The organism is Pseudomonas sp. THAF187a (assembly GCF_009363395.1).
GTDB lineage: Bacteria > Pseudomonadota > Gammaproteobacteria > Pseudomonadales > Pseudomonadaceae > Aquipseudomonas > Aquipseudomonas khazarica.
On sequence record NZ_CP045349.1, the window covers coordinates 3,327,836 to 3,339,489 of the forward strand.

An 11,654-nucleotide genomic window follows, 5' to 3' on the forward strand; every position below is an offset into this window, starting at 1 on the left:
TCGGGAGAACCAACTCAGCACAATCGGCATCGCTCGAAGAAACGCTCGCGACTCTGCACCATCAATGCAGCGCGCTTGTGCGGAAAATCGAATTCCTTCTCCTGCCAGAAGCCGAGACGCTGCATATGGCCAATCATCCGCTGATTATCGGCACGCGGCTCAGCGACGATGCGCTGGGTACGCGGTTCATCCAGCAACAGATAATGCACCAGAGCCGATAGCCAGCTTTCCACCTTGTGCGGCCCGCGATGATCCTCCTCGCCAACCAGCATGTGAATGCCGCGGTCGTAGTCAGCGGCAGCGTAGAAAGGCGCTATGCGATCTTCCTTGGCCCAGTAAGCTTCGAAATAGGCGAACGGCTGGTCGTCAAAACACCCGATCATCGTCAACACATGCGGATCGGCCGCCAGACGCTCGAGATAGTCGCGGTGCTGATCGAGGCTACCCTGTTCCTGCCAGAACTCAGCTACTCGAGGGGCGTTCTGCCAGCGATTGAAACGCTCCAGGTCGACTTCGATATCAAGCGTACGCAGCGAAATCCAACTGCCCAGACGAAAGTCGAAGCGTCGATACAGTTCGCCGGCGGGCTTCGGCGAGCGTTGCGGATGACGCCGCCCATCACTGAGCACGAAGCGCTGCGGATAGCTTTCGCTGGCCGCCCCGCTCCGCCAGGGCATCGGCAATTGCCAGAACATCGAACGCTGCACCTGCCAGAGGCCACCCATCTCAGGGCTGAGCAGCCCCTGCTGCACCAGCTCAGCAGGACAATCGTCGAGCCTCAGCAGCAGTCGTTGGCAGGCTGGATCGATGGCGAACGCCTGATAAGAGAAAGCCCAGAGTGCAAGCGGCATATCACGCCCTTGCAACCACCAAACCTCGTCCTGACGCTCGGCGCGCAGCAGCGGCTGCCCATCCAGCAACAAGGTCAGCTCATCCGCACCACCATCGACCAGAAGCACGCGCCCATCGGGCAAGGGCAGAGAAACACCGGTCATGAATACAACCTCGAAAACCTGAAGACGAATGGCAAATGAAGATATTTAGTCGAACTCACTCAGGCGCTTTCCAGCGCCCGAGCTTGAGTCGTAGCGGCTGCTGGCATGCGCTCGAACAGCGAATGGGCGATCTCCTCAGCGCGCATCGGCAGTACCGACAGCAAGGTGTCGCTCAACCCATGACTGCTCTGACTGAACCCCTGTAGATACACGCCAGCCCGCAGCTGCGCGTCAGCACGCACACGGTAGTCGCGCTCGACCTGGAAATCGCCCAGGTATTTCTGCAGCGGCGCCAGCAACTCGCGGTGAGAACTGCGCTCATAACCGGTGGCGAGGATCACCGCATCGTAACGTTTGCTCTCAATATCACCGGTGGCACTATCGCGCAGCGCCAACTCGATCCCCTCATCGCTGGCACGGGCGCTTTCAACCGTGCGCCGGCACAGGAAACCATGACGCGCCTGCTTGGCCACTTTCTGCCGATAGAAGATGCCGTAGATACGCTCGATCAGATCCAGATCGACCACCGAGTAATTGGTGTTGTGGTACTCATGAATCAGCTTTTCGCGCTCGGCCTCAGGCTCGTTGAACACCAGATCGGTATAGCCGGGGGTGAATATCTCATTGACGAATGGGCTGTCGTCAGCCGGCTTCAGCACCGCCGCACGCAGGATCATGTCCACCTGCACCGACGGATAACTGTCGTTGAGGTCGATGAAAGCCTCCGCCGCGCTCTGTCCACCACCAACCACGGCGATGCGCATCGGCTGGTGACGATTACAGGGCTGGCTGGCCATGCGTTCCAGATACTGGGCATGATGGAAGACCCTTGTATCGTCACGCAGATGGGTGAAGGCAGACGGAATCCGCGGAGTCCCTCCGGTACTGAGAACAATGGAGCGCGCCAGGCGGAAGCGCTCGGCACCCTGACTGTCGACAGAGATCACCCGTAACTGCTCGATACCCTGAGCACCATGCACCGGCTCGACGCGAACCACCGACTCGCCGTAGGCGCACTGATCGGCAAATTGCTGAGCGACCCAACGCAGGTAGTCGTTGTACTCCAGCCGGCATGGGTAGAAGGTGCCAAGATTGATGAAATCCACCAGGCGTCCCTGCGCGTGCAGGTAGTTGACGAAGCTGTAGGGACTACTGGGATTACGCAGAGTGACCAGATCCTTGAGGAAGGAAATCTGCAGTTCACTCTGGCTCACCAGGGTATTGCCGTGCCAGCGGTAATCCTGCTGACGATCGAGGAACAACGCATTGTAAGCGCGCCCTTCCCGCTCACCCTGCTCCTGCAGAGCAATAGCCAATGCCAAATTGGAGGGGCCGAAGCCGATGCCGAGCACGTCGTAGGTCGGAACAATCAACTGAGTCATGATGCCTGTGTCCTTTAGCCGTTTGCCATGAACAAGCCATGGGCCTGCCTGGGAGAGTCCGCTCGCTCAGCCTTGCGGCCTGAGGATGCGGTCTTGAAGAAGAAGACGAGGCAGAAACTCAGAAATTTATAATAATTCTCATTACTAACGCTTCATCAACGGCCTACTCTCACCTCGCCCACCGGCGCAGACGCATGCGGCAATGCTTCATGGCGTTGACGATATGCTTCTCCACCATGTCGCGAGAGATGCCTATGATCTCGGCGATCTCGGCATGAGAACAGCCCTCTACCTTGCGCATCAGGAATGCCTGGCGACAAACCGGTGGCAGTTCGTCCAACGCCCTCTTCAGCAGGCGCAACTGCTGCGCCTGGCAGGCCTGAACCTGTGGATCACAGGTGTCGTCGAGCTCTTCATGCCCCAGAGACTCGAGCGGCTCGTCGGCGCGCACCTGCGCACGCCGGTATCGGTCGACACTCAGGTTGATCGCGGTACGAAAAAGAAACGCGCGCGGCTGCTCGATGGCAGCCAAGGACTTACGCTCGAGCAGGCGCAAGACACTTTCCTGAGCCACATCTGCAGCCGCCTGGCGATCACCAAGCGTACGACTGAGGTAACGGACCAATTCTTGGTAATGGTGTATCACGACACTCTCTAAGCCCCCGAAGGAACCGCCCCGTGCAGGTTCCTGATGTGTCACGACAACAGACACTTGCTGACAGCCCCGGTCAGCGATACTTATAATCACTCGCATTTTGTGCAAATGAAAGCCTCGCAAAAGCCTGGGACGCCCGAATGATCGAGCCGCAATCCACCGACGAAGACGAGCGCCTCAGCGCCGAGGCGGCATACTGGTGCGCGCGTCTGCATGACATGGACTGCACTGCCGAGGAGCGCCAGGCCTTCGCTCGCTGGATAGCCACTACCCCCGACCACCAGCACGAGTACGACGCCATGCTGGCGATCTGGCGGCTGGCCGATCAACTACACCCAACCCACGCCTCCACGCCCAGCAACACGACAACTCGCCCTCGCCGCCAACGAACCCCCTGGCGCGCGACCAGGATTGCTGCTGCCGCCATGCTGGGAGGAGTGACTATCTGGATGGGCGGCTGGGCGGCAGGCCTGCTGCCAGCGCAGGTTGGTTACTACGCAGCTCAGGAAGCCCCGCGCAAGGTCATCCTGGCAGACGGCTCGCACGCTCAACTGAACAGCGACAGCAGACTGATCTTCGCCATCTTTCGCGACCACCGCAGTGCCTGGCTCAGTAGCGGTAGCGAAGGCTACTTCGAAGTCACTCACGACATAGAACAGCCTTTCAGCGTACTGACCGACAATGGCCAGGTGCGCGTCACTGGCACCCGTTTCAATGTCTGGACAGACGAACGACAGATGCTGGTCAGCCTGCTTGAAGGAGCCGTGATCGTCAGCCCGCCGAATGGCGCCCAGGCTGGCCAGGCGCAACTTTCGCCAGGCATGCAGGCACGCTACAGCAAAGGGAGCAACCAGATCGACGTGGAACAGGCAAGCACCACCAACGCCATTGCCTGGACCGAAGGCAAACTGGTGCTGGATGATCTGACACTGAGCGCCGCTCTGCCACTGATCAATCGCTACCTTGAACAGCCGGCTCGCCTCGGCGACGCAGCCAGCGGCAACCTGCGAATAGGTGGGGTCTACCGTACCGACGACCTCAAGGCGCTGGTCGAATCGCTGCCAACCGTGCTGCCCATCGAAGTCAGGCGTGACGATAACGGTGGCCTGGTACTGAAGAGCCGCTACGCCTCACTCTAGCCGGGCACGCCATGCGCACGGGGAGAACGATGCCGGACCTGCAGCAGAAGCGAAGCTCCTGCAAGACACTTATCCAGGGTTTTCTTTGAGTTTTCTCTCGCCTTATCCGTCTTAACAGGAACGATTCGGGTTTGCAGTCATTTCGATTGCAACCGCGTCGCCCCGTTTTCCGGCGCAGCTCTGCGCCGAGCCTCAGGACTGGATGATGCAGACACCTCCGCAAAGTACGTTCCGCGAACTCCTCCGGCTGTTACGCCCGTTCGCGCCACAACTCGCCGCCGCAACCCTGTTGGGCATTCTTGGCGGCGCCAGCATCACGGCACTGCTGGCCACCATCAACTACAGCCTGCATTCCGATGACGGCATGCACAGCGCCTTGCTGTTGGGTTTCGCCGGGCTCTGCCTGTTGGCCCTGGTGGGCTCTATCGTGTCCGACATCGGCACCAACTATGTCGGTCAACACGTTATCGCGCGCCTGCGCAAGGATCTGGGCAGCAAGATCATCTCGGCACCGATCGACCAGATCGAACGCTACCGCAGCCATCGCTTGATTCCAGTGCTGACCCATGACATAGACACCATCAGCGATTTCGCTTTCGCCTTCGCCCCACTGGCAGTGTCACTCACCGTCACCCTTGGCTGCCTGGGCTATCTGGCCTCGCTTTCGCTACCCATGTTTCTCACCACCGCCCTGGCTATCGTCATCGGCAGCGCCATTCAGTACGTGGCGCGCAGCAAGGGTATCCGCGGCTTCTTCCAGGCCCGTGACGCCGAAGATGATCTGCAGAAGCACTATCGCGCCATGGCCGAGGGTGCCAAGGAACTGCGCATCAGCCGCCCGCGCCGCTTCCAGCATTACAGCGAGCGCCTGCAGGGCACAGCCGAACGCATCTGCGACATCCAGATCCGCTCGATCAATCTGTTCGTCATCGCCAAGGGCTTCGGCTCGACCCTGTTCTTCATCGTCATCGGCGTGGCCCTGGCTTACCAGAGCTTCTGGCCGAGCACCGACAAGGCGACACTGAGCGGCTTCATCCTGGTGCTGCTGTACATGAAGGGGCCACTGGAGCATCTGGTTGGTCAGCTGCCCATCGTCAGCCGCGCTCAGGTGGCCTTCCGCCGCATTGCCGAGCTGTCGCAGCGTTTCTCCTCGCCAGAACCCAATCTGCTTTTGAGTGACGACGGCCGCAGCGCACCGCCCATGCGAGGCATCGAGCTGCGCGGCCTGCACTACCGATACCCCACCGAAGACGGTGGAGAAGGCTTTGGCGTCGGCCCGGTAGATCTGCAAATCCGTCCCGGTGAGATCCTCTTCATCGCTGGCGAGAACGGCTGCGGCAAAACCACGCTGATCAAGCTGCTGCTGGGACTCTATGTGCCCAAGGGAGGCACGTTGCAACTCAACGGCGAGCCGGTGACAGACGCCAATCGCGATGATTATCGCCAACTGTTCACCACCATCTTCGCCGACTACTTCCTGTTCGAGGATCTACTCAAGGGCAGCCAGGACATACCCGCCGAAGCCAACCGCTACCTGGAACGCCTGGAGATCGCCCACAAGGTCAGTCTGGACGACCACAACTACTCGACCACCGACCTTTCCACGGGCCAGCGCAAACGCCTGGCGCTGGTGCAAGCCTGGCTGGAGAAACGCCCAGTGCTGGTGTTCGACGAGTGGGCCGCCGATCAGGACCCCGAATTCCGCCGCATCTTCTATACCGAGCTGCTGCCAGAGCTTCGGGCTCAGGGCCGCACCTTGATAGTGATCTCCCACGACGACCGCTACTTCCACGTAGCCGACCGCCTGCTGCAAATGGCCTCCGGACGAATCGTTTCACTACAGGAACAGCATCGTGGCACCACTGAGCCTGCTGCGGAGAGCTCCCCCGTCGGGTAAGGCACCAGCAAAGCACGAGCGTGAAATTTCTTTTCCGGTTTCCGTTCACTCGTGCGTCTTAAAGCAAATCATTCTAATTATAACCAACGCTAAAAAGATAATTCAGGAGTACAGCAGTGCGCTCATCCAGCTCTTTCTCTCCGTCCGCGAACACACTCAAACCTCTGGCTCGCCTGGTGCGCGCCACTGCGTTCGGCCTGGCACTTGGGGCTTCTGCACCGCTGCTGGCCGAGCCCGTACGCATCGACCTGCCGGCACAACCGCTGGCCTCGGCACTGACCAGTCTGGGGGAGCAGACCGAGCTGCAGATCCTGTTCAACCCGGCCCAACTCAGCCGCCTGCGTAGCAATGCCGTCACTGGCGAAATGGAAGCTCTGCAGGCACTGGATGCCCTGCTCGAAGGCACCGGCGTGCGTTATCAACTCGACGGTAACCGCGTCAGCCTGTTCACCAGCGCAGGTGACAATGCCCTGGCCCTGCCCGAGCAGGTAATCGAAGGGCGTAGCGAAGGACAGAGCAGTTTCGTACCCAAAACCAGCAACAGCGCCAGCAAAACCAATACCTCAATTCTCGAGATACCCCAGTCGGTATCGGTGATCACCCGCGCCCAGCTCGAAGCCCAGGGTGCACAGAGCGTTACCGAAGCGCTGCGCTATGTGCCGGGGGTCAAGGTGGAGACATATGGCCTCGACCCGAAAGGCTACGACTGGCTGTTCATTCGCGGTTTCAACGGCCAGAGCACCAGCGACTACCTCAACGGCCTACGTCAGCAGAACAACGACTACGCCCTGTTTCGCAGCGAGCCCTATGCACTCGAAAGAGTCGATGTGGTTCGCGGCCCCGCCTCGACACTGTTCGGTCAGGGTGATGCTGGCGGCGTGATCAACCGGGTGAGCAAGAAACCTACCGCCAACCAGACCAACGAGATTCAGCTCACTGCCGGCAGTCATGACCGTCGCCAGGGTCAGTTCGATGTGGGTGGCGCACTCGATGAGCAGAGCCAGTTTCTCTACCGCGTCGTCGGCCTCTACCGCGAAGCCAATACACAGGTGGAGTATGACGATGGTCATGAGCTGGAAGACGATCGCCAGTACATCGCACCGTCCTTCACCTGGGCGCCGAACGAGGACACCAGCCTGACCCTGCTCACCGACTTTCTGCGTGATCGCAACGGCGGCAGCCTGTTCGTCTACACCAAGCCTAATGGTCACACCACCGATACACTGCTGGGCGACCACAGCTTCAACCGCTTCGACCAGGATCAGTACAACCTCGGCTACGAGTTCCGCCACCGCTTCAACGATACGCTGGAGTTCCGTCAGAACCTGCGCTACGGCCAGGTGGATCTGACCTTCAACAACCTGCTGCCGGCACTGATCGATACCGCGAGCGGTACCGTGTTCCGTGTAGCTGACCGTCGCCAGCAGCACCTCAATACCTTCGCGGTGGACAACCAGTTGCAGGCCGACTTCAACACCGGCTCAATCCGCCACACGCTGCTGACCGGCATCGACTACAGCTGGCAGGACGCCGATATCAAGTTCTACCGCAACATGCCGTTGGGCGCCGGAGGCGTGACACCACCGCTGAACGTGAACAACCCTATCTATGGCCAGCCGATTCAAACACCCAACGCAGGCAACTCGCAGACTCGAGCTGATTACGACCAAACCATCGAACAACTCGGTGCCTACGTCCAGGATCAGATCCACTTCGACGACCACTGGCTGCTGACCCTCGGCGGCCGTCACGACCGCGTGCGTAACGACTTCGATAACAACATTCCCAACAGTCAATCCACCAACCAGAAAGACGACGCCTTCACCGGCCGCGTAGGTCTGACCTACGTCACCGACTTCGGCTTGGCGCCCTATATCAGCTACGCCGAATCCTTCGCGCCCAACAGCGGGGTCAGCAGTCAGGGCAGCACCTTCGATCCCAGCGAAGCCGAGCAGTGGGAAGTGGGGGTGAAGTACCAGCCGCATGACGACCTGCTGCTGACCCTGGCCGCCTACGACCTGACCAAAACCAATATCCTTACCGCCGAGCGGAATAGCAGTGGGGCAACTACCGGTTTCAACGTCGCGGAAGGTGAGCAGCGTTCACGCGGCATCGAGGCCGAGGCCCGTCTCAAACTGGGCGAGCACTGGGATATCCTCGGTTCGTACACCTACACCAAGGCACAGATCACCCGCAGCAACGACGGCAATCAGGGCAACCGGCCAGCCAACGTGCCAGAGCATATGGCTTCTGCCTGGGTGAACTACAACTTCAGCGATGGCTCGCTGCGGGGCCTGACCCTGGGCGCGGGTGCCCGCTACGTCGGCTCGATGTATGGCAATAACGCCAACACCTTCGGGGCCGACAGCTACACCCTGTTCGATGCGTCCGCCAGCTACAAACTGACGCCACAGGTCACGCTGGCCGTATACGCGCAAAACCTGTTGAACGAGGACTACACCGCCACCTGCGACGCGGCCACCAGTTGCTACCCCGGCCTGGAACGCAACCTGATGACCAGCGTCAAGTACAGCTGGTAACCAGGTGCAAAGCCCGGCACCGCCAATGGCGCTGCCGGGCTTTTGCTTGCTGACTGATCAGGCTCCTGCGGGAGCCTTGCGCGTATCTGGAGAAATACTTGCCTGCCTCGACGAACCTCCCCCACCGCCGGCTGAAACGCCGCCAATTGCTTCAGGCCATGGCCATCGGCGGATTGGCCCTCGGCTGTGGCTTGCCATTGCGAGCGGAGCCCCTGCAGCGCGTGGTCGCCATCAACTGGGCCGCGGCAGAAACGCTGCTGACGCTCGGCGTGGAACCACTGGCCATTTCCGACGTCGGCTACTACCGACGGCGAATGCCCGATCCAGCACTGCCGCAGACCGTGCGCGACATAGGCCCCTACTGGGAGCCCAATCTCGAATTGCTGCACCAGTTGAACCCTCAACTGATCCTCAGCGATGCCCTGCCCAACAGCGTATTACGTACGCTCGGTGATATCGCACCGACCGAGGTGGTGAACATTTTCCCAACCGACAAAGGTGTCTGGAACAGTGCCAGCGCTTTCATGCGCCAGTTGTCCGAGCGGCTGCACCTGAGTGACCGCGCCGACGTTTATCTGCAAGCCGCAGAGCAACGCCTGGAGACGCTACGCAATCGTTTGGCGCTAAGCCCACGGCCTGCGATTTACATCGCCGTGCTCAACCAGGATGGCCGCCACGCCACTGTCTACGGCCAGCACAGCATGGCCCAGGACGTGCTCGAACGACTGGGGCTGCGCAATGCCTGGAGTGGCCCGAGCAATGCCATGGGCTTCAGCCTCACCGGTATCGAGCGCCTCAGCGAACAACCCGATGCCCATCTGCTGTACATCGAAATTCCTACGACGTCGGCGCGCCTGCAGAGCCTGCGCCAGCCCAATGCCTTGTGGAACAACCTGCCAGCAGTGCGCCGCCATCAAACTCAACCGCTGGGCAAATTCTATCCCTATGGCGGCGTGGCCTCGTACCTCAGCCTGGCCGAGCGCATTGCCGACTATCTGGACAGCCAAGAGGTGCAGCATGGCTGAGTCACTGAGCCTTCCCATGCGCCCGCCTCGGCATAGCCTGGGCTCGGCGCTGTGCACCCTGCTTATCGCCATACTGGCAGCACTGCTGGTATGGCGTGGGCTCAACGGTCTGCTCCCGCACGAACTGTGGTGGCAGGCGCTGTGGTCACCGGATCTGGACAGCCCCAATCAGGTACTGCTGCATTTCAGCTTCGCGCCACGCCTGCTGGTCAGTCTGATGGTTGGCGCAGCCCTCGGCCTGGCCGGCACCCTGTTCCAGCAGATTCTGCGCAATCCGCTGGCCGAACCGGTGACCCTGGGCGTCGCGGCCGGCGCCAACCTCGCCCTGTCGGTCACCACCATCTGGGCACCGACGCTGCTGATCCATGGCCTGGAAATCGTTACGCTGGCTGGGGCTGGCCTGGCTACCCTGGCCCTGTTCAGCTTCGCCTGGGGCCGCCATTTGTCGCCGTTGCGTTTCATCCTGACCGGCATGGTGATCAGCCTCTACTGCAACGCGTTGAACGCCCTGCTGGTACTGTTCAACCACGACTACCTGATTGATTTGCTGCTGTGGCAGGCCGGCTCGATCAACCAGAGCGGCTGGGATGGCGTGCTCTACCTGGCGCCACGTCTGGCCGTCGCTGCCACGCTGGCAGTGCTGCTGATACGCCCACTGGCAGCGCTCGGCCTGGAAGACCAGAGCGCGGCCAGCATCGGCGTGTCGCTGCGCGCCACCCGTGGCTTTGGCCTGCTGGTCGCTGTGGCGCTGAGTGCCTTCGTCACCAGCGTGGTCGGCATCATCGGTTTCATCGGACTCGCCGCGCCTGCCATCGCGCGCATGACTGGCGCTCGCACCCTGCGCCAACGGTTGCTGTGGGCGCCTCTGCTCGGTGCCGCGCTGCTGTGCCTGGTGGATCAGTGCGCACGCGAGCTGTCGCGCCTGGTCGGCGAAGTACCGGCCGGCATCCTCACTGCGGTGTTCAGTGTGCCGCTGCTACTCTGGCTGCTGGCGCGCCAGCGCAGCGGCGGTATCCAGCCGCACAGAACGAGCCTGGGACGACCAACGGATCATCCGTGGCGGCCAATTCTGCTGGTTGCCGGGTTGCTGATCATGCTGCTGATACCTGCCGTGTTTTTGGCCAAAGGGCTGTACGGATGGCAGTGGGCCGAGCTTGGCGAGCTGCACTGGCGCTTGCCGCGTGTGTTCGGTGCATTGGCCGCCGGCGCCATGCTGGCCATGGCCGGCCTGTTGGTGCAACGCCTGACCGGTAACCCCATGGCCAGCCCGGAGGTGTTGGGTGCCAGCTCAGGTGCGGCGCTGGGCGTACTGGTGCTGTTCCTGCTGGTACCGCAGCCGCAGGCGCTGATGCTGCCGGCAGCCAGCCTTGGCGCCTTGCTGACCCTCGCAGTTCTGCTCTGGTTCGCCTGGCGCAGCGCCTTCAGCCCGGAGCGTTTGCTGCTCACCGGCGTGTGCCTGACCACCCTGATGGGCGCGCTGAGCACCCTGTTGATGGCCAGTGGTGACCCACGCATGACCGCGTTGATGAGCTGGATGACCGGTTCGACCTATCAGGTCGATGCCAATGCTGCCACGACCGCCGTGATCCTGACCGTGCTGCTGGGCGCCGCTGCGTTACTACTGGCACGCCCACTCGATCTGCTCGGCCTGGGTAACGGTACGGCGGCAGCACTCGGCCTGCGCCTGCGCGCCAGCCATCTGGGGATCCTGCTGCTGGCCGCACTGCTCACCGCCGCTGCCACCCTGATGGTCGGTCCCCTGAGCTTCGTCGGCTTGATCGCACCGCATATCGCCCGCCATCTCGGCGTACACCGTGCGCTACCGCAGCTCCTGCTAAGCGCTGGCGCCGGTGCACTGATCATGCTGTTGGCCGACTGGCTGGGGCGGAACCTGGCTTATCCATGGCCGGTTTCCGCCGGGCTGCTGGCCGCGTTCATTGGCTGCCCATACTTCCTTTGGCTGATGCAGCGCGAACGCCGTGGCTAGCACATCGTCAACGACTGGTGCGCACAGCGCACCA

The 11,654-nt window shown here is 61.4% G+C and carries 8 protein-coding genes; 5 read left to right on the forward strand and 3 right to left on the reverse strand.

Going from position 1 to position 11,654, the window contains the following annotated elements; genetic code table 11:
* Positions 1-14: 14 nt before the first annotated feature.
* The 3 genes from FIV02_RS15550 to FIV02_RS15560 all read right to left on the reverse strand — a co-directional run bounded on the left by FIV02_RS15550 (position 15) and on the right by FIV02_RS15560 (position 3,023).
* On the reverse strand, positions 15-995 hold the full coding sequence (locus FIV02_RS15550; protein ID WP_152489125.1) for a GNAT family N-acetyltransferase: 981 nt from the start codon (positions 993-995) through the stop codon (positions 15-17).
* A 59-nt stretch (positions 996-1,054) separates the two neighbouring features.
* The gene (locus FIV02_RS15555; protein WP_152489126.1) at positions 1,055-2,377 is read right to left on the reverse strand and encodes a lysine N(6)-hydroxylase/L-ornithine N(5)-oxygenase family protein; all 1,323 of its coding nucleotides are present in this window, start codon (positions 2,375-2,377) and stop codon (positions 1,055-1,057) included.
* Between the two features lie 169 nt (positions 2,378-2,546).
* Positions 2,547-3,023, reverse strand: coding sequence for a sigma-70 family RNA polymerase sigma factor (locus tag FIV02_RS15560; protein ID WP_152489127.1), 477 nt, complete (start codon positions 3,021-3,023; stop codon positions 2,547-2,549).
* A gap of 149 nt (positions 3,024-3,172) precedes the next feature.
* Here FIV02_RS15560 and FIV02_RS15565 point away from each other — a divergent pair, with 149 nt between their 5' ends.
* From FIV02_RS15565 to fhuB, 5 genes are all read left to right on the forward strand, one after another.
* On the forward strand, positions 3,173-4,171 hold the full coding sequence (locus FIV02_RS15565) for a FecR family protein (RefSeq protein WP_152489128.1): 999 nt from the start codon (positions 3,173-3,175) through the stop codon (positions 4,169-4,171).
* A 205-nt stretch (positions 4,172-4,376) separates the two neighbouring features.
* Positions 4,377-6,068: a cyclic peptide export ABC transporter gene (locus tag FIV02_RS15570; protein WP_172979166.1), complete on the forward strand. Its 1,692-nt coding sequence runs from the start codon at positions 4,377-4,379 to the stop codon at positions 6,066-6,068.
* Between the two features lie 116 nt (positions 6,069-6,184).
* Entirely contained in the window at positions 6,185-8,608 is a 2,424-nt protein-coding gene (locus FIV02_RS15575; protein WP_152489129.1) for a TonB-dependent siderophore receptor, read from the forward strand.
* Between the two features lie 98 nt (positions 8,609-8,706).
* Complete coding sequence (locus tag FIV02_RS15580; protein WP_256662974.1) at positions 8,707-9,633, forward strand: ABC transporter substrate-binding protein; 927 nt, start codon at positions 8,707-8,709, stop codon at positions 9,631-9,633.
* Positions 9,626-11,620: a Fe(3+)-hydroxamate ABC transporter permease FhuB gene (gene fhuB / locus FIV02_RS15585; RefSeq protein WP_152489130.1), complete on the forward strand. Its 1,995-nt coding sequence runs from the start codon at positions 9,626-9,628 to the stop codon at positions 11,618-11,620. The genes FIV02_RS15580 and fhuB overlap by 8 nt, the downstream gene beginning before the upstream one ends.
* The last annotated feature ends 34 nt before the right edge of the window (positions 11,621-11,654 follow it).

Bases quoted from the DNA above. Each gene is read 5' to 3' on its own strand.
- FIV02_RS15570 (WP_172979166.1), top strand. From the start codon at position 4,377: ATGCAGACACCTCCGCAAAGTACGTTCCGCGAACTCCTCCGGCTGTTA.
- FIV02_RS15555 (WP_152489126.1), bottom strand. From the start codon at position 2,377: ATGACTCAGTTGATTGTTCCGACCTACGACGTGCTCGGCATCGGCTTC.
- FIV02_RS15565 (WP_152489128.1), top strand. From the start codon at position 3,173: ATGATCGAGCCGCAATCCACCGACGAAGACGAGCGCCTCAGCGCCGAG.
- fhuB (WP_152489130.1), top strand. From the start codon at position 9,626: ATGGCTGAGTCACTGAGCCTTCCCATGCGCCCGCCTCGGCATAGCCTG.
- FIV02_RS15550 (WP_152489125.1), bottom strand. From the start codon at position 995: ATGACCGGTGTTTCTCTGCCCTTGCCCGATGGGCGCGTGCTTCTGGTC.